Annotated in this window: 15 protein-coding genes; 5 read left to right on the forward strand and 10 right to left on the reverse strand. The window is 48.1% G+C overall.

Annotation, left to right across the window (positions count from 1 at the left end):
- Positions 1–6 precede the first annotated feature (6 nt).
- Both CWC22_RS22330 and CWC22_RS22335 read right to left on the reverse strand, forming a co-directional pair.
- Entirely contained in the window at positions 7–1,935 is a 1,929-nt protein-coding gene (locus CWC22_RS22330; RefSeq protein ID WP_171045071.1) for a methyl-accepting chemotaxis protein, read from the reverse strand.
- Positions 1,936–2,575: 640 nt separating this feature from the next.
- A complete protein-coding gene (locus tag CWC22_RS22335) occupies positions 2,576–3,502 on the reverse strand; it encodes a hypothetical protein (RefSeq protein ID WP_138538408.1) in 927 nt (308 codons plus the stop codon).
- 112 nt (positions 3,503–3,614) lie between these two features.
- On the opposite strand from CWC22_RS22335, the gene CWC22_RS22340 reads away from it, so the two are divergent.
- A complete protein-coding gene (locus CWC22_RS22340; protein ID WP_138538409.1) occupies positions 3,615–4,430 on the forward strand; it encodes a hypothetical protein in 816 nt (271 codons plus the stop codon).
- 72 nt (positions 4,431–4,502) lie between these two features.
- Here the strand turns inward: CWC22_RS22340 and CWC22_RS22345 are convergent, their stop codons facing one another.
- Positions 4,503–5,684: a sensor histidine kinase gene (locus tag CWC22_RS22345; RefSeq protein WP_138538410.1), complete on the reverse strand. Its 1,182-nt coding sequence runs from the start codon at positions 5,682–5,684 to the stop codon at positions 4,503–4,505.
- A complete protein-coding gene (locus CWC22_RS22350) occupies positions 5,681–6,361 on the reverse strand; it encodes a response regulator transcription factor (RefSeq protein WP_138538411.1) in 681 nt (226 codons plus the stop codon). The genes CWC22_RS22345 and CWC22_RS22350 overlap by 4 nt, the downstream gene beginning before the upstream one ends.
- Positions 6,362–6,432: 71 nt before the next feature.
- On the opposite strand from CWC22_RS22350, the gene CWC22_RS22355 reads away from it, so the two are divergent.
- Positions 6,433–8,175 (forward strand): amidohydrolase, encoded by a 1,743-nt coding sequence (locus CWC22_RS22355; protein ID WP_171045072.1) that lies wholly within the window; start codon positions 6,433–6,435, stop codon positions 8,173–8,175.
- Positions 8,176–8,217: 42 nt separating this feature from the next.
- Here CWC22_RS22355 and CWC22_RS22360 read toward each other — a convergent pair whose 3' ends face one another.
- The 4 genes from CWC22_RS22360 to CWC22_RS22375 all read right to left on the reverse strand — a co-directional run bounded on the left by CWC22_RS22360 (position 8,218) and on the right by CWC22_RS22375 (position 16,493).
- The gene (locus CWC22_RS22360; protein ID WP_138538412.1) at positions 8,218–10,797 is read right to left on the reverse strand and encodes a family 20 glycosylhydrolase; all 2,580 of its coding nucleotides are present in this window, start codon (positions 10,795–10,797) and stop codon (positions 8,218–8,220) included.
- Positions 10,794–11,669: an ROK family protein gene (locus CWC22_RS22365; RefSeq protein WP_138538413.1), complete on the reverse strand. Its 876-nt coding sequence runs from the start codon at positions 11,667–11,669 to the stop codon at positions 10,794–10,796. The genes CWC22_RS22360 and CWC22_RS22365 overlap by 4 nt, the downstream gene beginning before the upstream one ends.
- On the reverse strand, positions 11,666–12,928 hold the full coding sequence (locus CWC22_RS22370) for an MFS transporter (RefSeq protein WP_138538414.1): 1,263 nt from the start codon (positions 12,926–12,928) through the stop codon (positions 11,666–11,668). The genes CWC22_RS22365 and CWC22_RS22370 overlap by 4 nt, the downstream gene beginning before the upstream one ends.
- Before the next feature lie 592 nt (positions 12,929–13,520).
- A complete protein-coding gene (locus CWC22_RS22375) occupies positions 13,521–16,493 on the reverse strand; it encodes a TonB-dependent receptor (protein WP_138538415.1) in 2,973 nt (990 codons plus the stop codon).
- Between the two features lie 379 nt (positions 16,494–16,872).
- On the opposite strand from CWC22_RS22375, the gene CWC22_RS22380 reads away from it, so the two are divergent.
- Together CWC22_RS22380 and CWC22_RS22385 are read left to right on the forward strand one after the other, a co-directional pair.
- Positions 16,873–17,739, forward strand: coding sequence for an AraC family transcriptional regulator (locus tag CWC22_RS22380; RefSeq protein WP_138538416.1), 867 nt, complete (start codon positions 16,873–16,875; stop codon positions 17,737–17,739).
- 75 nt (positions 17,740–17,814) lie between these two features.
- The gene (locus CWC22_RS22385; RefSeq protein WP_138538417.1) at positions 17,815–18,603 is read left to right on the forward strand and encodes a class D beta-lactamase; all 789 of its coding nucleotides are present in this window, start codon (positions 17,815–17,817) and stop codon (positions 18,601–18,603) included.
- A 121-nt stretch (positions 18,604–18,724) separates the two neighbouring features.
- Here the strand turns inward: CWC22_RS22385 and CWC22_RS22390 are convergent, their stop codons facing one another.
- Both CWC22_RS22390 and CWC22_RS22395 read right to left on the reverse strand, forming a co-directional pair.
- Positions 18,725–21,226, reverse strand: a complete 2,502-nt coding sequence (locus tag CWC22_RS22390) for an ABC transporter permease (protein WP_138538418.1) — start codon at positions 21,224–21,226, stop codon at positions 18,725–18,727.
- Positions 21,216–21,935 (reverse strand): ABC transporter ATP-binding protein, encoded by a 720-nt coding sequence (locus CWC22_RS22395; protein ID WP_125562584.1) that lies wholly within the window; start codon positions 21,933–21,935, stop codon positions 21,216–21,218. Before CWC22_RS22395 ends, CWC22_RS22390 begins: the two co-directional genes overlap by 11 nt.
- Between CWC22_RS22395 and CWC22_RS22400 the strand changes: the two genes are divergently transcribed.
- Complete coding sequence (locus CWC22_RS22400; RefSeq protein WP_138538419.1) at positions 21,934–22,554, forward strand: arylesterase; 621 nt, start codon at positions 21,934–21,936, stop codon at positions 22,552–22,554. The two genes, CWC22_RS22395 and CWC22_RS22400, sit on opposite strands and share 2 nt — an antisense overlap.
- Positions 22,555–22,602: the final 48 nt, after the last annotated feature.

The following is a 22,602-nucleotide window of genomic DNA, read 5'->3' on the forward strand; positions in this document are numbered from 1 at the left end:
GCTGGGTCAGCCTGGCTGCAAAGCCACTAAGTGACTGGCCATGAAGCCCATTTCCTGTGAGTTACGAGCAGCCGTTTCCTGAACATCTTTCATTAACCCGGCAATACTTTCGCAATGTGCTGCCTGGTGATTTGCGGCCTCTAGCACCCGTTCACTCAATGCGGTTGCTTGTTCTATGGCCTCACTAACCTGCGCCATGTTACTCGCGAGCACTTCGCTTTGCTGGGCACAAGCGCGAACATCCTGCTCCCCATTTTGGATCAGAGTCGCGGTAGTGTGCGTATCGGCTTGCAGAGTCGCAATCATCTTGTTGATCTCCTGCGTGGCATTTTGTGTGCGAATAGCGAGCTGTCTGACTTCATCAGCCACTACTGCAAAGCCACGACCTTGTTCACCGGCCCTTGCAGCCTCGATGGCCGCATTTAATGCCAGTAAATTAGTCTGCTCAGCAATTGCGACTATTGTATCAAGGATTTTCCCTATGTCTTCGCTGTGGCCTCTGAGTCCGTCCATCGCTCCCACTGATTCAGTCATCGTGCTGCTTAAAGACATGATTTTTTCTTTATTATGCATAACGCTCTGAGCCGTTTCCTGATTCAGCCGCTGTGCATGCTTAAGCCCAGACACACCATCTTGTGACTGTTCAGATACATCAACAGCACTGTTGGCTATATTAGACGCAATTTTCAACGCATTGTCTGTCCGCTCAACCTGAGCCTTTGCCCGGCTGGTCAATGTTTGGCTGCGCGCCAATGATGAGCCGGCTAAGTTTTTCAATTCATAGACCTGAGTATCAATTTCTTCCAACAAACTGCTTAGGCTTTGCTTTACCTGATTGATGTTGTCAGTCAGAGTGCCAAACTCATCATCCTGACGTTTGACTATCTGCCTGGAAAAATCTCCACTGGCTATATATCTCAGCATTTTGTTTACTGCCGCCAGTGGGATAAGCATCGCACGGCTGGTAGACAGTGCGATCCAGACCGCTAAAATGGCGAAGACCAGTACTAATATCAGCGCCGCATTTTGAGCTTTTTCAATCAATTGATCTGATGCTTGCTGATACAAATCAAACTGGTTCTGGGCCTGACTTTGGATGGTATCAATCTGGTCAAACAAGTCGGTAAAGGTCTGCTCAGCACGCCGATAACTCTCCATAGCGGTTTGCTGGCCCCGGTGGCGCCGCTCTAGCGCCTGATACAAAGTGCCAGGCTCTTTTAACTGACGAGCAATGTGCTCCCAGGCCGGTTCAAACTGCTGAAGTAATGATTCAATAGGCAGCCCGGCAGACTGACGTTTCAGATATGTCAGGTTGTCACTGATGTTATCAATAATAAAGCCAACGTCATCGCGATGCGTCGCAAGGGCATCAGAGCCTAGTTGCGCCAAAGATTGCACATTGTTTTCCAGCGTAAACAGCAGATCATCAATGCGGATCCCGGTCCCCGCAACTTCATCTCTCAGCCGGGTATCCGTTGTTTCGATTAGCTCGATATCCAACATCGCTGTACCCGCAGTATTTCTGTGTTCAAAAAATTGGCCAACGCCTTGCTGAATAGTGTGGCCCGCACGAAATTGCACCAGACGTGCTGCGAACAAAGCTTCTGAGAATTGTCGCAATTCAGTACGCACTGCAGCAACTTCCCGAAGCGGCCGCACCACGCCGGGATTATCTGCCGAGCGCATTTCTAATTCATCAAATAGCGACTGCGCGCGTGCTTCAGCCTGGTTAAATGCTTTCTGGATCTGCTGTATTGCCCTTTCATCACTCGCACTGTATGCCTTGGATACCAGATTACTGATCCTAAGTTGCTGTTGCTGAAACTGCTCGGCGGCATGCAAGATGGGCTGGGCGGTGTCTGTTACTTTATGGTTGGCACGTTGGATCTCTAACAGTGCCCAATAAGCCAGCGCACTGGCAATGACCAGCAACATACCAATTCCACCAAAGCCCAAGGTGATTTTGTGTTTTATGGAAAGCCGCAACGGCAACATGGCTATACCTTCCTTTACTACCACCTAATTTATTTATATGCAGCTAGATGACAGTGTTAAATACGCGAGTTATTGATGAAAAATACAATATAAATATAGAAGTAATTATTACACTGCGAAATACGGTTACCCATATTAGTCGTTCAATTTAACTCAGCCTAACTAAAATAGCTGACAAAGCTGGCCCGTTAGTACGCTGTTTTAATCTATCAGAGTTAATGAGCTCTCGATTTTACAGTTCACACCTTGCTTGGCATTGTCATATTGCTTTCTGGCTCGTCGAAAACCATAACCCATATTGTTGATGTAGCCCCGCGCATTATTTGTGCGCGACAGCCAGTTGACTGGTCTTGAATTGTGAATGCGAAAAAATATACTCAAGCAGTTTTTGACCCCTTTTCTGAGGCACCTCAAATACAATCACATCCATCAAATAAGCAAGTGACACCTTATCGCTTATCATTCTGATAAATACAGCTTACTCCTGGCTTTTGTATACATTACGAAAGCAGCGAGGCTGACATGTCGAGCAACATATCTGCAAAGAGGGAGAAACTTTAAACCTGACTGATTACCAACATTACTTGTTGGCATCTTTGCGAATTTGTTCCAGCAGGTCTTCGTCTCCGATCATACGCTGCATCAGGTTATAAACCTGATTATCAATATCATTGTCGTATAATTTTAGAATATCGTTTGCCAGCTGCCTTTTAAGGCCTGGATATTGCTCATCGTTAGCCTGATAATATTGCGACATCAGGCCTTCTGCAGCCGTTGCTCGCATGTAATCGTTGTCTTCTTTTTCAACAATATCCAGTAAAGAACGCGCTATACGCGCGTCTACCACAGGCGTTTGTGCAACTACATCCAACGCCTGAACTCGGAGTTTATCATCATACTGGCCGCGGCTGATTTTAATCACAGCGTCCACGGTGTCGTAGCTCATGGTGTCCATTTGCGTACGATTCAGCACATACATATTCATCTGTAACTGGCCCATTGCCGACAAGCGGTCAATCACAGGTAAACTCTCATCCAGCACTTTTTGCTGTAATTGTCTGCTCAGTTTATCCGCATACTCAGGATCGGTTTTCAGGCGCATCTCATAGTCATCAGGCAGGTCTTCATAAAAGCCATAAACCGGATTGCTCTGTCTGTGTGCGGCACGTTCTTTCTGTTCTTTCTTCTCCAGGATTGCCAATACAGAATCCTCAAGCGCCTCAGGAGACGCTGGCGCTGAGAACGTGCGATTCTCTAATTCGAGAACACGCTCCTGTAAGTAACGCACTTGTTCCTCTAATTGTTCAATATGTTGCTGTTTTTGAACCAAGCTACCTGCCTCGACAGGCGTATACTGTTCGCTGTGACCTTGCAACGATACATTTTCTGCTGATTGAACATCAGATGTACTACTAAGTACTGGAGAGTGGGTAAAGTGGCTGTAGAGCGCGACACTAAGCGCACAGACCGAAAAAGTAAACGACAGTGTGGTTTTCAATTGTGACATATATTTCCTCTCAAGCTTGGCAATCTACACAAAAAGCATTGCTTTTGCATCGAGAATACTGTTAAAAGTTGTACCTCTAACAAATAGGCCAACATAACAACAAGGACTCAGGATGGTTACCCGCTGGCATACGGTAAAAATAAGTGTCTTAATCATCGCACTCGCCATGCTCGACCTCATATTCACCCTGCTCGGCGTGTGGTCCGTGGAAGGTGAAACACGCAACTGGGTATTGAGTTTTGAAGCATTAACCCTGATTTTATTGTTGTGCAATTGCTTAATAATAAGACAAGTTATCAGCCAACATCAATACGCACATACTTATCGGCTACTTGCAAACCTGGTTGTGTTTTCTCTTATGTTTTGTCTGGCAGGCGACGTTGTTAATTTCAATCTGGCTCAAAACTACTTCCAGCATAGTGCCGTGGTAAAACATGATTATCTCGCAGACTCTGTGTGGTTTTTTATGCCCGGCTATCTCTTCTTATTTCTTGCCTGCTGGCGTTTGCTGGGCTATTCGGACACTCAGGTGGTTTACTTTGTAGTTGCCATGCTAATTACATCGCTGCTGGCCTTATTCAGTTACTTAAATATGCACTTACCAGGCAGTGGCTGGTATGTCACGCTATTAACCGGCAGCTATGCCATAGTCATTGCACAAGCCGCATTATTAGGTCTGTGTTTACTTACCAGCTCTGATATACCGAAAGCGCCGAGAATCTTTCTGGCACTCGGTATGATATTAGCGACCGTTGCAGATGCGCTTATCGGCCAATTTTGGATCTTTGGCAATGAAGGACAAGGTTATTACCCCCAGATCAGAGCTATCAACTGGGCCATTTATATTACGTCGCAGGCTATTGTAATTCATTTGCCTGTGATTGGACTCAACCGTAATCATGGCTTTTCCCGCACCAGTATGACGTAGCGAACTTCTCTGTTGCTGAGTTTTACAGCAGCCTTTGCTGTTGCGGAAAATACTGGTTCAATCACTACAGCCTTAAAAATGGATTGTCAGTGTGTAATGCTGACCCGGCTTATGCTGTGCCTGCCAGCCAAAACAAGCACACACGCGTGACATAATGCGAGTGCCTAACCCCTGCCCCTGATGCGTTTGCTGTGTGCTGATACCATTCGTGAAGATCATTCCATCGCTGTCCAACGACACACTGAGCGAGCCCTCACCGTGTTGCAACGCGTTTTTACCAATCTGCTCCAGAAGGAGATTCAGCAAACGCGACTGCACAGGCTTACTTATCGACTCTGATGGGAGTTCCAGCGTGATCCTGAGCCCCTGTTGCTGCCAGTGTTGTTGCCATGTTTGCAAAAATACATTGAGGTCAGTTGACGTCAGCCGCACCTGATCGGCTTTACACAACAACAAAATGGCTTCACTCAGCGAAGCCAGATCCTGCCCGGCCTCTTCAAGCTGGGCCAGCAAAGGTAACGCATCTAAAGGAAGCTCATCAAGTTGTTCAAAACGTGAGATCGTATTGTGGATCTGAGCCAGCGGTGTGTTAAGTTCATGACTTAAAAAAGCGGAATAAAGCCGTTCCTGTTGCTGCGCATAACGCTGTGCATACGCATCCGTTGCAGCGAGAATCGAGTGGTAAGAGAACTCTTCAAATTGCGCTGCCTGAGTTCCATTCTCCTGTAAAGATACGCTCTGTAAAGACGCTGTCAGTCGCCCGGATTCACGCGCAATACGCCGGTGTATTGGCCACCAAGTCACTGCAGCGAGTATCAACAAGGCCAGCGTCAGCGCAATGAATACCGCCACCAGACTTGGCGAATCCTGGCCGCTAATACGATGAATAATATACAGCGGCTCGAAGGCGCTTTCTGAATAGCGCAGAGTATATAGATAATCATCTGACAGCGTCAGCAGTTGCGAGATTTCCTGCTCCTTTGCCTCTGGCCCAAGCCCATGCTGACTTAAAGCTTGCTGATAGTCTGTGGGTAAATCTTGCCAGTTCCCCATCAATTTACCACCATCCTCGTATGGCAACATCAGCTGTCCAGACAACGCTACCTCAAGGTCCTGATAAAGATAATATTCTGAGGTCCCATCCCAGGCATAGTGATACACCTGACTGGCCACCCAGATCCAAATTAAGGAAAAGAGTCCAAATAAGGCAAACAACCATCGTGCGAGATACCACCTGAGTGTTTTTTGCCTCATGAACTCGATTCTCTCAATGCAACGCCCTGACCCTTAAGTGTTTGTATGACTGAGGGTTCATCGTCACGACTCAAGTTATGCCGAAGACGAGTCAATAGTGACTTGTACATATTGTTGTTGACCTCACTGTCAGGCCAGACATGGCGCAAGATCTGCGCTTTGCAAACAGGAGCCGGGGCCTGCTCCGCCAGTAAAGCAAGCAGTTGCCATTGCTGGGGTGACAAAACAATGGTGCGGCTGCCACGGGTAACTATTTTTGCCGAAAAATCCACATGCAGGCTGCCAAGCTCAAACACTTGATTGTGCTTATTTACTTTGCCCGCCAACAACTTAATTCGAACCGCCAGTTCAGGCAGGGCAAAGGGCTTGGTCATATAATCCAGTGCCCCTGCCGCGAAAGCAGCCAGTTTGTCATCCAGATCCGTTGCCGCCGTGCAAAACAATACAGGCGCATCAAACCCGGCCAACGACTGCTGTAATAAACTCAACGCATTACCATCAGGCAACGCCATATCCAGCACGATCGCATCATATTTATCGAAAGTGGCCGTTTGCGCTGCAATGTCTTTCGCGCAGCTCAGCGATGCGGCATAATCCACCTCGATTCCCTCAGCATTGAGAAAGTCTATCGTTTGCGCTGCCAGTACGGCATCGTCTTCAACCAATAAGATCAGCATTTAACCTCTATACTGTTACTTTGTGGTTACCATGCTACTGATAGTGTATCGGCATCAATGAGGAGTCAACAATGCGAGCAACAAAGATGATCACAAGCAGTTTTCTGATAGCCGGTTTAGCCCTCAGTGGCTGTAACTCTGACAATCAATCCAACAACCAAACCACAAATCCATCAACTTCAACAACGCCAAATGTTGAGCAAACTAATGAAACGCACAGCGCGTCCATGGTGTTCACCAACGGGCGAATTTACACCGTTAATGCCGAGCAACCCTGGGCACAGGCGGTGGTACTTCAGGATAATAAAATCGTCCTGGTCGGGAGCAACAAAGAAGCTCAAATGTATATCAGTGACACAACACAGCATATTGACCTACAAGGTAAAATGATGCTTCCGGGGTTTCATGATGTGCATATGCACCCGCTTGAATCTGCTTCTGAAGCCACCCAATTTACCGTACCCGCCGCTGCAACGGCAGAGGAATATATAGACGAAGTGGCTTATGCCGCCAGTCAGCACCCTACCGCTAGCTGGTTGATTGGCTATGGCCATGAAATCTCGACCCTATTGGAAATGTCCGACTCACCACTGGCGGTACTCGACGAAGCTGTGCCAGACCGACCTGTGATTATCATGGAACAAACTTCTCACTCCATGTGGGTTAATAGCAAAGCGCTGGAGCTTGCGGGCCTGTCAGCCAGAAGCTTAGATCCGATTGGGGGTGTGCTGGGTCGCAATGAACAAGACCAGCTGAATGGTATTTTGTACGACAATGCCGGAAATCAGGTCATGGAGCAGGCAATGCAGTCTCTTCCAGATGCTGCACAAAGTGACTACCTTGGTCTGCTTGAATACACCATGCCAGAGCTTAACAAGGCGGGGATCACTTCCATCAGTGATGCCCGCACTTACTGGCAGCGCGGTCACCTGGAAACCTGGCAACGCGTTGCAGATGAAGACAAGCTGACATTACGTGTTTCGCTTGGGCTATGGGCATATCCGCAAATGAACGACAACACTCAGCTTGCCAAACTCAAATCTTTATATCAGAGCAATTCAGCTGAGCTGTTACAGGTAAATCAGGTCAAATTCTATATGGATGGCATTTTAGTCAATACCACCGCAGCCATGCATGAACCTTACCTGGAGAACTGGCTTGAACTGGATGGCAATCGTGGCCTCAATTACTTTACTCAGGCACGGCTTGAAAAATACATCAAAGCACTGGAGCCAACAGGGTTTGACTTTAACATTCATGGGATTGGCGATCGTGGTATTCACGAAGCGTTAAATGCCATTGAAAATGCCTCAAATGGTCAGGCCCGTCACCGCATCACGCACCTGGAAGTCGTTGACCCTGATGATTTACCACGCTTTGCCAAGCTGAATGTGATTGCTGATGCACAAGTCGCCGGAGATTTCACCGACCCGAGCCACTGGCCTGACACCATTCCACTGATTGGCGCGGAGCGTGCCCAGGATCTGGTGCCCATTCGCAGCCTGGCCGACAATCAGGCCACGCTCACCCTCTCCAGTGACTGGAATGTCAGCCCGTTTAACCCGTTTATCGGTTTAAGTAATGCGGTATCACGTCAGCCACAGGCCATTTCATTGGCGCAAGCCATTGAAGCGTATACGCTCAATAGCGCCTATGCGATGCGACAGGAGCAGCGAGTCGGTAGTATTGAAGTGGGTAAATTAGCCGATTTAGTGGTCATTGACCGCGATCTATTCGAAGCCAGCGCCAACGAGATCCGCAATACACAAGTGGTAATGACACTGCTGGATGGCGAAATTATTTACCAGCGCTAAATTAATTAAGGGGCTAGTTAAGCCCCTTATTGTCTAACCAGGTTAACGGTTGCCAGACCCTACCGGGGCTGGCAATGGTAACGCCCGCCCGGTTCGGGATTCGTCCTCTAAAGCAGCTCGCACGGCATCAACCGAATCAAAATCCAGCCTTGGGTGATAGTTTACCCAGCGACCATTGATAAGTGCTTCGAGTTTAAACCCTGGGATCTCACTGAACATATTCAGTGTCCCATCATCACGGCGACTTGCAGCTACGGTAGGGATACGGAAAAAACGACCCTGACGCGTTAACTTAGGTAACTCACGATAGCCCAGCAAAGCGACAAAACGTTGCCAGTCCTGCTCACGTAATCGTCGCTTTTTATCATTGAAATGGCCACTGTTGCGACTGTATACCAGACCGCCCTGGTATGGGACAGCCCATGCAGGCTTGTGCCAGGCACGCTCTGCTAATGCCAACAAGCGTGGATACAGCATATACTCAGCCTGCAGATCATCCCGAATCATTTCGCTCCAAAGATGCCCCTGCATACCTGTATAGCCAACGTCCGGTTTCAGAGCGGAGTCACTGTCATCCGCGCTGTAGGTGTGATGCAACACATCTCGCCAAAACTCCGCATGCACAGGCAAGTTATCCGGCATAAATTCAAATACTTTACGGGTATCTAATGCCCGGCTGGCCCAGTGATTGCCGCGCTCCTCAGGGTGGGACTGGTAAGGGAAGTCAAAATAAGTCACATCGGGCAACGACAGCACCACATCCCAGCCCAGATTAGCCTGCTTGTGCGCCACTTTATGCCCTTGTTCGCTAAGCGTACTCCAGACATTGGATTGAACATTTTTAGGCATTTTTTCTGGGTTCACATCACTCAGGCCATCGCTCCAGCCTGCCACCGTAATGCCTTTTTCAGCGACCATGGCCGCCACTTTTTCAATAAAATATCCATTCATCGAGACAATAGATTGCTTTGCATTCAGCGCTTTACATGCGGGTGAGTCTAGCCAGGCGCCCGCTGTTTCATCCGCACCTATGTGATACGTTTTTAAAGGTATACCAGCACGCTCATGCATCCGCTGAAGCTCAGTCAGTACCTTATTTACAAATCGATACGTCGCTGGCAAACATACATTCAGGGTATTATCGTGGTAATGTTGGATGGAGGAATAGCGCGTCTCATCAGCTTCTTCCACCAGCCGATATTCATTGGCCGCCTCAGTTTTTCCTTTGGCTATCAAAGCCCGGTAACGCGCTTCCATTGCAATAATGGCGGCACGGGAGTGTCCGGGCATATCCAGCGATGGGATCACTTCAATGTGATGCGCTTTAGCGTAGCGCAAAATTTCACTGTAATCCTGCTGAGAATAGTGGCCATTGCGCGGCGCACCGGTGCCGGTACCTGCGCCCAGTTGCGGCAACAAACAACGCGTTTCACTGAGTTCTAAACAGCGTAACCCACCCACTTTTGTCAGTTCCGGCAGGCCTGCAATAGCGAGGCGCCAGCCTTCATCATCAGCCAGATGCAGGTGTAACTTATTTAATTTATAAGCGCCCATTTGCGCTATGGTATCTAACACAAATTGCTTGGAACGGAAGTTTCGGGCACTGTCGATATGCAGCCCCCGAAACCCATATCGAGGCGCATCAGTAATAGCCACACTGGGAATACTGTGGGTTTTCAAATCCATGAGCCCAGCCAATGTTTGCACCCCATAAAAAGCACCCGCTGCATCAGATGCCTTAATATCAATCAGGTGGGTAGAACTATTGAACTGATACCCCTGCGCAGCTATGGGCAGTGAGGCGTCCACAGTGACCCGCACTGACAACCCTTTTTGAGTTTGTTTAACCCCCAGCTGGGCGAGTCGCTTGCCCGCCATTTCGATCTGTGCCAAATCAACGCCCTTAAGCTCAAAACGGATCCCTTTTTTCAAACTGATCCGTCCCTGTGATACCACTTTAAACTCGCGGGGCGCCGGGATTAGTCCCTCTGGCGCACTGCGAAGCTCGGGTTCAGACTGGTGTTGCGCCAGATAAGTCGCGCCCATCCAGGGGGTTTGATCTTTATTACTGACTCGCAACTGATGGTAAGACTCGAACGGTGCCAGGTATGGCTGCTGTTCAAGCTCAGTTTGCTCATCCCGGACAGAGCGCGTACTGGCGATCACTCTGGGGCGCAGGCGCTCAGATTGATCGGCTAAGATATAATTGGGCATAAACTCAGAGCGGGTGACTTGCGAATGTTCAGTGTAAAAACGCACGCTATAGGTTTCGTCCGCAGAGAAACCAGTAAACTGCTCAGTGGGAGTCAGCCGGTGCAAATCACCATTCAGGTGTTCAATTTTGAACGAGTCAGACTCGACCTGATAAATTGGCATCAGCTGGCTAAAATAAATGGCCCAATCAGCGCCGTTATAAGGCTGGGGTGAACCTAGCCGTAACTCAGAAAAATAACACTGCTTCGCGGGTTCCGGACACTGCTGTGGCATAGAATCAATTAACTGATAACGGATCTGAAGCTTGTCAGCCAACGCATTCAACTCGCCTTGTGTTAACGGCTCCGTTGCCGCGAGTGCTGTTTGAACACCCAATAGTGCCATTAACAGGCAAGCAAACTTATTCATATTCCCTCCGAAAACTGTTTCTGGAACAACTTATAAGCGCCACGCAACGCGGCATGCTCCAGCTTACCTACTTGAATTTCGAGCTGTTTAAATAACGCAGGATGTGTTTGTCCTGCAAGGCTTTTCCACATACTACGCTGAAATAAGTCGTACGACTTACTGACAGATCCACCCAGGACAATTTTATCCGGGTCAAAGGCCAACAGCGTCTGCGCCAGTGCATACCCAAGGTGGCTTCCAAACTCGTCAAACAGAGATTGCGCATAACGATCTCCCTGCTGCGCAAGCACTGCCTGCTCTGCACCGTTAGTGCCTCGCTCCAGAAAAAACTGCCCGCTGGTATATTGCTCCAGAATACCATCACGATAGGGAAAGCTGCCGAACTCTCCCGCCGCACAATGCCTGCCACTGTATAGCCGGCCGTCAAAAATGAGCCCTGCGCCCAGGCCAGTTCCCAGACACACCCCCATCAGATTGCTTACCGGCTGGTAAAAAGGAGCGCCTGGTTGATAATGACGACCATAACAATATTCACCCATAGTAAAACAGTTAACATCGTTGTTAACAACTACAGGCAAAGAAAAATGTGCATTTAATTGTGCAGCCAGAGGCACATCCTGCCACGCTGGAATATTAACCGTCTCCAGCACTGTACCATTACTCAGATCAACCATACCGGGCACACCTATAGCGATACCGCAACAAACATCGCTGAGCTGCTCTGCAATAATGCCTGTAATAAACTCGTTAACCTGTGTTTTAGTCGCTGAAGCAGGCACACTATAACGGCGAGCCTCATAAACACCCTGTTCATCAACCCGGGCAACCTGTGCTTTGGTGCCACCCAGATCAACACATACTATTGTACTCATTGGCCCGTCGCTTCCTGTTTCTCTGTCAGTTGAGTTTGCTTGTGCCAGAACATTCTGACGGTGTGATTACGCACAATTGGTTGTGCCCACCAGGCTATCCAGGCAATGTACCCAAGCGGCAAGAGCAACACTAAACATGCCAGCTGTAAAGAACCACTCAGTTGGGCCAGAATCCCGATCAAAGGAGAAGCCAGTGCTCCCCCAACAATGCCAGTACATAACACCCCCGATACGGCACCATGACCACTCGACACAGAGTTTAACGCCAGAGAAAATAACACTGACCACATCACCGATAAGAAAAAACCGGATAACGGGAAAGCCAATAGCGCGATATCTGTACTGCCAATCAATGCAGTAATGAGACTCAGAGCGGCCCCTAAGCAAAACAACATGAGAACAAGTTTGGCATCGAACAGCTTCAGCAACACTAGCCCCAATACACATCCCAGCGTCAGCATCATCCAGAACTGACTGATCACCTGCGCACTGTATTGTGGTTCAATCTGATGATAAGTCTGTAAAAATACCGCTATTGAGTTGGCAATCCCCTGCTCCAGTGCCACATACGCCACTATGGCAAAAAAGAAGCGGATCACAGTAGGGTTACGAAAGTAGCCAACGCACGCTTGCCAGCTTAAAGTCTCTTGTTCGTTTCGTTCAACCGCTTCGAGCCTGCTTAGCCCTATCCAGACCAACATCAAAACACTAAGCAGTGCGAACAGCCAGTACATGCTTAACCAGGGCATCGTAGCGGGGATCCAGGTAAAATCGGCGGGCTGCGCTTGTACCTGACCGGCTAGTGAAACATAAACCCAGGGTGACAAACTGGCAGCCGCACCAAACAATAACTGAGCAAGTACCGAGAACGCGGCAAAATGTGCGCTGCCACCACTGCGTCTCAGTAACGGGTTAATGGCAACTTGCAACATCGCCATAGCGGTGCCAATCAAAAACAGCGCCAGCATAGCTACCGCAAACACGGGTGCTAAGGCAAATAACAGCGCCCCTGCACCGGCAAGCATAAAGGCTCCAAGCATCACGCGTTTTTCACCAAAACGCTGTACCAATAGACCGGCAGGGATAGACATCACGCCGTATGCAATAAAAAAAGCGAAAGGGAATAAGCCAGCCAGTGTGAGGCCGATGTCAAAGCTTTTTATGAGTTCCGGAAACAATGGACCGAGAATATTGGTGAAAAAGGACACCATAAAAAAGGTTACCAGCACCAGGGCAACCACGGAGTAATTGGGTTTCATGTGTCTTACCTTATTGTGAGCTCAGAAGTAAAAAGGCGGTGGCTTATTTGGAATCAGTTTGTGGGCAGACAAACTCAATGATCCAAGGGGATCCTGCTAGGGATAGCCACCGCCTTAACTCGTTGGTAAGACTAGTTTGCCGTCATTGCCTGCACTGTAGCGGCACATTTCAAACAATTGCTAATACTTTTCTCGTGCTCTGTATAGTCGGCCATAGGCATAAAAACTGGATAACTATCAATAAGCTTAGCCGTCTAATCAGGAGCTCGATGTTTACTCGGCATGTTAACAGGCAAGACTAAAATATTATTCAACTTACCATATGAATAAGTTAATAAATTCTATTTAATACACTAAACGAAGTGAGAGAAATGCATCATTTATCCGGATTTTTGTGGGTAAGTTCCACTTCAATCACAGCAAATGTGCTGGTGTACGTAAGCATGCAGAAGATATTCGGTAAAGAAACTAAATAGCATGAGAAAAAATCACGGGAACAAACGGAGTCGCCCACCCTATCCAGCGTTACGCATCATCTCATGCCAGAACAAAAAGAAAAGGCCTGAACCACATACTCAGGCCTGAGGGAGAATTACCAGCGACCGCGAACACCCAATGTCAGGCGGCGCTCATAAACGTTTTGTGAAATACGATTATCTTTCCATTGTGCATAGTTAGATTCGTATTCCTCAGTCAGGTTACTGCCCGACATATACACAGTCATATAGTCGGTCACATCATAACTGGCCGAGATATCTATGTAGGTTGTCGGCTCGGTCCAAATAGCCGTATCACCCATACCACCCGTCGTCGTGACCTGCGCAAGACGCTTAGAACGATGGTTAGCTGCTAAACGGAACTGGAAGCCATCTTTTTCATACCAAAGCACCGCGTTAGACGATTCTTTAGAGTTATCTTCCAGTGGTAAAGCGTCACCATAGAAGTCAACGCGGCCACTTTCGCTGTCTGAATAGGTGTAGTTAAATGCCGCACCAAATCCGCTCCAGAAGCCCGGTAAGAAGTCAAACGCTTGCTGATAGGTAAACTCAGCACCATTCATTGTTCCGCCCTGACCATTGACTTGACCTGTCACACTGACTTCACGGCGTACAACCCCATCCGCATCGGCCAATGGCATTGTCCAGGTACTGGTTTCAATGAAAGATTTAAGCTGGATATTGAACACACCCACACTGACCAACGCGCTTGGTGAGAAATACCATTCCAACGCAAGATCTGTGTTTGTGGCGCGCCATGGTTCCAGTTCTGGGTTACCCTGCATGGTTGCATTAGTTGCAATCAACAAGTCAGGAGAAATCCCTTCACGCGCTGCCAGGTCATCACCGGCACGTGAACGACTTACCTGCAAACCACCCGCAATTGCGCCAAGATCCAGACGCGTCATGGTTTTACCCCAGGCAGAACGGAAGATCAGGTCATCGCTCAGGTTAACCGCCAGGTTCAATGAAGGCAGGAAATCACTAAACGACTTGCTGGTATTTATATCACCCGCATCGGCAGCGACTGAGCCAGGACAGTTCACACAAATAGAGTCGCCAATCACGTTTTGCAGGATATCCAAATCTGTCTTGATGTACTGGAAACCCAGGTTAGCGGTGTAAAGATCGCTTGAGAAATCAGCGCGCCAGTAAAGCGTTTGTGTTTCTTCCTCAACCTCATAGGTGCTGCCTGGTACACCACCTTTTTTGTTGCCTGGATAAAGCTGATTCTGGAATGCAAATGGGTCGTCAAGCTGACGCGGATCAATAAAGAAATAGCTGCCGCCATTAACAGGGCCAAAATCAGATACCTGTTGGATCCAAGCCTCTGGTAATTTATCAAAGGTATATGGTGTATCGTAACCCATTGTCAGGTCACCAGCAGATGCACTCGGTACGCCGCCGCTGCCGTCAGTATCAAAGGCCGCCAGACCTTGGTCTTTCCACATCACGTCAACACTGCCTTCGCCAACCGGGTTGCTGAATGGCGCCAGCAATACATATTGCTCACGGGATACTTCACGATTACCCAAACGAGCACCGAAGCTCATTTTGGTCAGTGAGCCCATATCTTCGAACAAGTATTCACCATCAAGACGTAAAATATCCAGGCTGGCGTCTTCATTAAAGTTATTCTCAGAGTACGTTGACACCACTGAGTAACGGCTCATATTGGAACCAAACACTTCACCTTGCAACTCATTAGGCGGCAGCAATACCGGGTGATCGCCCTGATAGTTCAATCTGACCGGCACTGTGCCCGGGCCGTAACCGTTCGGATTTACCGCAATCGGACCATTGCCTTCGTTACGACGCAGGTTGTGTGCCAGACCACTGGTCATGTAACCCTGAGCAACGTTTTCAGTGTGCATACGCTCTGCATCAGCCGTGATAAGGCGCATCTTACCAGAGAAATTACCATCGCCTTTATAGGTTAGCTCAAAGTTATAGTTGGTTGATTCACGCTCATTGGTATGGCTTTCAGAGTGCGCAACAACACGTGGCGCATGCAGCGTAATGTCCTGCGCTGTGTATAGGTTGTATCCACCAGACGTCTTGCCTCGCTCCATCGCATCATGCTGCTCCTGCCAATCCCAGTGACCACCCCAGGCATTGTCCGCCATCAGGCCGCGCTGGCGATCTGCATCATCCATTTTGGTATAAAATACATCTGCGCTCAGCTCAAAGTTGTCACTAAGCTGCGCCTGGAAGCTCAGGCTACCACCTGTACGTTCACGCTCAGTAAAACGGTTAACCATACCGTAGCTGACGTAAGTGAATTCAGCATCATCAGTATCACCATCGCCATTGATATCTCCATCCGGACAATACCAACAACCACCGGCTTCTTGTGGTGCATAGCCCCAGCCGTGGTTAGTCGAACCAAAACGGTAGTTCGCCAGATTTACTTCATCTCTGGTCAGTGTCGCTAGTACCGCGAAGCGCTCAGCGTTATAGCCTGCTGCAATCATGGTTTTAGGGTCGGTTTCTTTTGAATAAGAGCCACGAGATGCTTCTATCAATGCTGCACCGCTAAACCCTTCTTCTAAATCAAATGGCTTACGCGTTTTCAGATCAACCGTACCTGAAATACCACCCGCCAACGTATCGGCAGTTGGTGATTTCATCACATCCATAGCACCAACTAAGCTCGAAGGAATATCGGTAAAATCTGGTTGTACTGTGGTCAGTGAACCGGCACTGAGGAACTGCTCGCCATTTAGTAGCGTGGTAACCTGTGGCATACCCCGTACGTTGATCGTTGAGCCTTCACCGGCACTTCGACGGATCTGGATACCCGGTACACGCTGTAGTGAATCAGCGATTGTCACGTCCGGCAGCTTACCTATATCCTCAGCTGTGATAGAGTCAACAACACCATCCGCAAACCGTTTGGTGTTAAGACTTTTTTCAGTCGAAGCTCGGATCCCTCGAACTTCAATAACTTCCACGGACTCTTCTTGCTCAGCCTGAACCGGAGCAACAAAGGCGGTGCTTGAAATCACTGCGGCAGTGACCGCAAATGAAATGCGAGACAATCTGAATGCTGCATTGCTGTGTTTCATCTTCTTCCTCTTATTCTGTATTATCAAGATGTACGCCTGGTGAAATAATCATCAGGCACTTTCCCTATTTGAACAGGCTTGTAACTTATAAGTTTGCATTTTCAAACTCATATCGGTACAAATCTATCAGATAACAGCGCTGTCATTTTAAAACACACTACTTAATGACCAGCCATGTGTCGGCATTATGCATGCTTTCACTTAACCAATGTTAATATTTTGTACCTTTTTGTACATATTGAATAGGATAGTATTGCAAGAGCAGTGAAATGCATCACCTTTCAGAGCGCAGGGCGAGAAGATAGCAGGACAGACAGGCTATTAGCACAAAAAACGTACGCCTAAAGCCCACAGCTAACTAACATGAAGGAGCAATATAATGAAAGCTATGTGTGAAAAAGTCATTCCGTCTCACAATTGTTCATGGCGTTATTGCCTCTATCAACTGGACGAGATCCCTTTTAATTGGCATTACCACCCAGAATATGAAATTTGCCTGACATTGAATAGCCAGGGTATGTGTCACATTGGTGATCATATTGCACCATACGACGACTACGACCTGGTGCTCATGGGCCCTGAACTGCCACACACCTGGCAATCTCGCGACAATACAGATGGCAGTCAACACGTAGTTCATGTGGCACAGATCCCGGCCCACTGGCTACAGCAACAACTGCAGCAAAACCCAGAGCTGCAAGGGTTACATACCTTATTGGACCATGCAAAATGCGGACTAAGCTTTAACAAAAAAACAGCTAAAAAAAGTGAAAAGCTATTCAGTAGAATGCAAAATGCGTCACCAATAGAGCGCTATATTTTGCTCTTTCAGCTGCTCAACCTGATGGCAAACAGCGCATATCAGACGCTGTCTACCATGGAGTTTAGTTTTGCCAAACAGCTGGATCCCGCCAAAGATAAGTTTGACCATGTGATAAATTATATCTACGACAATTACACTGAGTCGCTAAGTGCAGAGCTGCTGGCAAGACAGGCCCATATGAGTACCAATCATTTTCATCGCTTCTTTAAAAGGCGCACAGAGTGTACGGTGACTGAGTTTATCAATCAGCTGAGGATCGCCAAAGCTTGTAAGCTGCTACTCAAAACCAAAGCCCCAATCACTGTAATAAGCGACCAGTGCGGCTTTAATAATTTGTCTAACTTTAACCGCCGATTTCTTGCTATCAAGCAATGCACACCCAGCCAGTTTCGTGCTCGAGTACAGCAAAAAGCGCTGATTTAATATACGGTTCAGGCTAAGGTAAGGATTCGCTTATATGATAGGCGCGGTCTAACTATAATAACTAAGGATGAACCCATGCCGCTACTTACTGCACTGACTCTGACACCGCTACTTACAGCCAGTGTGCTTTCAACCTCCGCGACCTTGCCAGCCTGTCAAACGGGACAGGCGTGTACTATGGCTGTCTATAGCGAACGCACGCAACAATGGCAATTTATAAACCAATCGCGCGCACAACAAGCGTACACTCCCTTCTCGACTTATAAAGTACCCAATACATTGATCTTATTAGATACGCAGACCATCAAACCCGGACAGGGTTACCAGATAGATTTAAATACCTATCCGGCTAAAAAATGGTGGTTTGACGCCTGGCGCAAAGAGTCAATTACCCCACAAGACGCATTCAAGTACTCTGCACTGCCGCTATATCAGACCTGGACTAACTTGCTGAGCAAGCCTGTGATGCAACAGTACCTCGATGACTTTAACTATGGCAACCGTGATATCAGCGGACCTCATGATAAATTCTGGCTCAACAGCAGCATAAAAATCAGTGCTGTTGAACAGGTCACATTTCTGCGCCGGTTACAGACCCAAGCTTTTAAACTTAAGCCCGCGACCTATCAGGCATTTGACAAAATTTTCTTACAAGAACAGACGGCCAACACCAAGCTGTATGCAAAAACGGGAACCGGACCGGTCGCCAAAGGTAAGTACATAGGCTGGTATGTTGGCATTGTTGAAAACAACCAGGGGCGTCACTACTTTGCTTTTAATATGGACGCCAAAAACTTTAAAGAAGTCGTATCCACCCGGGTCGAAATCGCCAAGGCTACGTTAACTAAGATGGGCGTTTTATAACCTCAATCCGAAAAACTAGATCATCAACGCTATGGAAACGCAGATTAATAGACAAATTAACAGGCGAGAGACGCGGCTTGTATCAGAAAAATACAAACCGCAACCGCTCAGAGGGTCACCATCAGGCGACCTTACGCAATAACCCCTGAGTATTCTGACGCATGGTATGTGCCACCATAAAATAGCCGATTAAAGCAACGAACATAGCGCCTGACACCGGCCCCAGTAACCACACATAAGGGTGAAGTCTGCCATCCACACCAAACAATTGCTGCTGAATAACAAACAGGGTGATATCACTGACCAGTGCAGCAACGAAACCTGCCAGCGCGCCCAACAGCAAGAACTCATACAGAGTCGCCAGCTTAATCAACTTCCCCCTGGCACCGAGTGTGCGCAAGATCACCACTTCCTGCATACGTTCAGCCAGACTGGCTTGCACCTGAGATATCAAGACCAGGGCACCGCTTATCAACACAATGGACAGCACAAAACCAATCGCGAGAGACACCTGAGCAATCATAGATTGTACCTGGGCGATATTGTTCTTAATGTCTATCATACTGACAGTCGGATACTGCAGTAACAGTCGGCTAATCGGGCGAACATGATTATCCTCCAACTTGGCCGCCGTAAAATAAGTCACTGGCAGACGCTCGGCCATAGCAGAGTTAAAAATCATTACAAAATTAGGCTTGAGCGTTCCCCAGTCGACACTGCGAATACTGGTTACTTTGGCTTCAAAGGTCTGCGTATTGACCAAGAATGTCAATGTATCTCCAAGTTCAATACCAACCCGCTCCGCGGTGCCTTCAAACACAGAGACCTGTAATTCATCTGTTTGCTCAAACCACTGTCCTTCCAGGATTTCGTTGCCATCCGGTAAAGTATCGCTCCAGGTCAGGTTGAGTTCACGGCCAACACCATTACGGGCGTCTTCTTGTTGCTCCTCACCTTCCTGTTTGGATACCCGACGGGCAAATGCCTCACCGTTTAGAGCATTAACGCGGCCCCGGAAGACCGGATAAAATGCCTCATGATGAATATTTTGCTCATTAAAGAAGGTCTTAAACTGCGCAACGTCACGCTCTCCAATATTGATTAAAAAGGCATTAGGTGCGTCTTCAGGTACCTGCATTTGCCAGTCAGAGATCATGTCATTTTTGAGTACAAACAAGAACAACATCAATTTAATGGCAAGTGCAAAGCTGATCAGCTGAATCGCGTTTGCATTGGCCCGTTTTTGCAATGTTGCAATCGCCAGAGACCAACTGTTGCCCGGGCTCAGCCCCAATTTACGACCCGCACTGAAGAACAACCGGGACAAGCCAAACAGCACCCCCATCAGTGTCGCGGTACCAGCAAACAATAACAGCGTGGTTTTAATGTCCCCACTGAACAGCCACATCAACATAAAGATGGTGCCCACCGAAAGCGCCATGTGCACCCGGCTTACCGCCAGCTTATCGCCCAAACTTCTTCTGAGCACCCGCAGAGGGGGAATATCAAACAAGTCCAATAACGGCTTAAGGGAGAACATCAGTGCACACACGACACCAATGGCAATAGATAACAGCCAGGGTCTTGGTCCGGCAAGAGGTAGCTCGTTGGCAACAAAACTGGTTAGATAATCAACCGCCACTTCCTGTAAGCCATAACCAATTGCCAGACCAATCGCTAGAGAGCTAACGGTTACCAGCGACAGATGCATCAGGAAGATACGCTTGATTGTCCCGCGACTACCACCCAAAGTTTTCATCATGGCAACTGGGTCGTACTGACGCTCACAGTAACGTTTTGCAGACACGGCCATTGCCACCGCTGCGAGCATAATGCCAAATAAGCCAGCCAACAGTAAAAACCGCTCGGAACGCTCAAGATTCTCACCCAATGGTGACTGCCGGTCTTTGATCCCCTGCCAACTCTGATTTTCTCTGAGCTGAGGTTTTAACCAAACATAATAATCTTTGAGTGTCTGCTCATCGCCCGCAAACAGTAGTCGATAAAACACATCGCTGCCTGGCTGAACCGCTTGTGTAGTTGGGATATCGGCAATATTCAGTAACACACGCTTGTTACCCGCCAGTGAGAAAAATGCTGCGTCGGGCTCCTGTACCAAAACCTTTGTCACGGTAAACATGCCCGCACCAATTTCTACTTTATCTCCGACTTTAAGTCCGAGCGTGTAAAACAGCCCTTCACTTAGCCAGGCTTCACCCTTGCCAGGTGCCGCAGCAATGTCGTATTTCTCTGCGTCCAGTGCGTCTCTGAGGGTTATTTTACCACGCAGGGGGTGGCTATCGCTCACCGCTTTAATTGACCCCAGCACCAACTCGTCTCCCACGAAGAGCATGGAATCAAAATAGATGTTTTGTGCCGTTTGCAGACCGAAATCCTGCGCGACCTTAAGGTAACTCTCATCCAGCTCATAGTTACTGGACAGGCGGCGGTCGGCCGCAATAAAGTCAGCAGATTTTTGTTCAATGTTAAGTCGGATCCGTTCAGTCACTGAGCTTAGGCTAAAAACTGTCAGCACCGCCAATGCAATGGCAGCGAAAATGATAGTCAGCTCTCCTCGACGCAACTCCCGGAAAAATAATCTTAGCGCCAATCTAGCCCACATGAACAGCCACTCCTTCTCCATCACGGATCTTTGCCAGCTGACCGCCCTCAATATGGATAATGCGATCGCACTGCTTAGCCAGGTCTTCATCATGTGTAACCAGAATCAAGGTTGTACCGTGCTGTTTATTCAAATCAAACAACAGGCTTTCGATTAAGTGGCCGTTTTTAGAGTCCAGATTCGCGGAAGGCTCGTCGGCAAACAAGATTTTTGGCGTACCGATAAATGCACGAGCTATGGCAACACGTTGCTGCTCACCACCAGATAGCTGTGAAGGATAATGACCAACCCGATGCGACAAGCCCACTTTGTCCAATAGGGCTTGTGCCTGCTCACGGGCATTTTTTTCACCAGCGAGTTCTGCTGGTAGCATCACATTTTCCAGTGCAGTCAAGCTCTGAACCAGCATAAATGACTGAAACACAAAACCTACTTTTTCAGCTCTGAGTCTTGCGCGCTGCTCTTCGTCGAGACGGTGCAGCGCTTCACCATCGAGATAAACCTCTCCCTTGCTGGCAATATCGAGCCCTGCCAGTAAACTGAGTAACGTTGACTTGCCCGAGCCAGAAGTGCCAACCACTGCCACTGATTCACCTGACTTGACAGAAAAATTGATATCGCTAAGGATAGTGAGGTCACCCTCAAAGGTACTGACGGTTTTACCCAACTCCTTAACCTGAATAATATTTAACTGAGAAAGCACTGACATGATGCGATTTTTCCTACAACTGGTGGTATTGATCTTCGGCACACTTTTCGTCTTAAAAGCGAATGCCAACGATACCAAAATTATGATCATAGGTGATAGCTTAAGCGCCGGTTATGGTCTCAAACAAGCACCGTCCTGGGTTAATTTGTTACAAAATAAATACGAAGCAGAGCAAAAAGCGATCACTCTGGTGAACACCAGCGTCTCGGGACAGACCACGGATAATGCGCTGCTAACGGTCGACAAGCAACTAGAAAGCCACCAACCCAGCCACGTACTTATCGAGCTAGGCGCCAATGACGGTTTGCGAGGGTTTCCGCCTAAACTGATCCGCAAACATTTACGCGAACTGGTCGAGAAAAGTCAGGCTAGCGGCGCCAAAGTCGCATTGATGCAAATCCAGATACCACCAAACTATGGCAAACGCTATAGTACTCTATTCGCTGACAGTTACCCCATGGTGGCCGAGCAAACTGGCGCCTATCTGATGGAGTACTTCATGTTACCCATTGCAGCAGATCGCAGTCTTATGCAAAACGATAACTTGCACCCCAATGCTGAAGCTCAGCCCATTATCCGGGACTTTATGTACGAACGCATTGCACTGTGGTTGCAGTAATAATACATATAGGTTTCGGCTTTTTCTTTTGACCAATTCGACATGCTC

This window comes from Pseudoalteromonas rubra (genome assembly GCF_005886805.2).
Taxonomy (GTDB): Bacteria; Pseudomonadota; Gammaproteobacteria; order Enterobacterales; family Alteromonadaceae; genus Pseudoalteromonas; species Pseudoalteromonas rubra_D.

What these genes read in the sequence shown, in the direction of transcription:
- CWC22_RS22330 (WP_171045071.1), bottom strand. Translation starts at nt 1,935, where the DNA reads ATGTTGCTGGTCATTGCCAGTGCGCTGGCTTATTGGGCACTGTTAGAG.
- CWC22_RS22335 (WP_138538408.1), bottom strand. Translation starts at nt 3,502, where the DNA reads ATGTCACAATTGAAAACCACACTGTCGTTTACTTTTTCGGTCTGTGCG.
- CWC22_RS22340 (WP_138538409.1), top strand. Translation starts at nt 3,615, where the DNA reads ATGGTTACCCGCTGGCATACGGTAAAAATAAGTGTCTTAATCATCGCA.
- CWC22_RS22345 (WP_138538410.1), bottom strand. Translation starts at nt 5,684, where the DNA reads ATGAGGCAAAAAACACTCAGGTGGTATCTCGCACGATGGTTGTTTGCC.
- CWC22_RS22350 (WP_138538411.1), bottom strand. Translation starts at nt 6,361, where the DNA reads ATGCTGATCTTATTGGTTGAAGACGATGCCGTACTGGCAGCGCAAACG.
- CWC22_RS22355 (WP_171045072.1), top strand. Translation starts at nt 6,433, where the DNA reads ATGCGAGCAACAAAGATGATCACAAGCAGTTTTCTGATAGCCGGTTTA.
- CWC22_RS22360 (WP_138538412.1), bottom strand. Translation starts at nt 10,797, where the DNA reads ATGAATAAGTTTGCTTGCCTGTTAATGGCACTATTGGGTGTTCAAACA.
- CWC22_RS22365 (WP_138538413.1), bottom strand. Translation starts at nt 11,669, where the DNA reads ATGAGTACAATAGTATGTGTTGATCTGGGTGGCACCAAAGCACAGGTT.
- CWC22_RS22370 (WP_138538414.1), bottom strand. Translation starts at nt 12,928, where the DNA reads ATGAAACCCAATTACTCCGTGGTTGCCCTGGTGCTGGTAACCTTTTTT.
- CWC22_RS22375 (WP_138538415.1), bottom strand. Translation starts at nt 16,493, where the DNA reads ATGAAACACAGCAATGCAGCATTCAGATTGTCTCGCATTTCATTTGCG.
- CWC22_RS22380 (WP_138538416.1), top strand. Translation starts at nt 16,873, where the DNA reads ATGAAAGCTATGTGTGAAAAAGTCATTCCGTCTCACAATTGTTCATGG.
- CWC22_RS22385 (WP_138538417.1), top strand. Translation starts at nt 17,815, where the DNA reads ATGCCGCTACTTACTGCACTGACTCTGACACCGCTACTTACAGCCAGT.
- CWC22_RS22390 (WP_138538418.1), bottom strand. Translation starts at nt 21,226, where the DNA reads ATGTGGGCTAGATTGGCGCTAAGATTATTTTTCCGGGAGTTGCGTCGA.
- CWC22_RS22400 (WP_138538419.1), top strand. Translation starts at nt 21,934, where the DNA reads ATGATGCGATTTTTCCTACAACTGGTGGTATTGATCTTCGGCACACTT.
- CWC22_RS22395 (WP_125562584.1), bottom strand. Translation starts at nt 21,935, where the DNA reads ATGTCAGTGCTTTCTCAGTTAAATATTATTCAGGTTAAGGAGTTGGGT.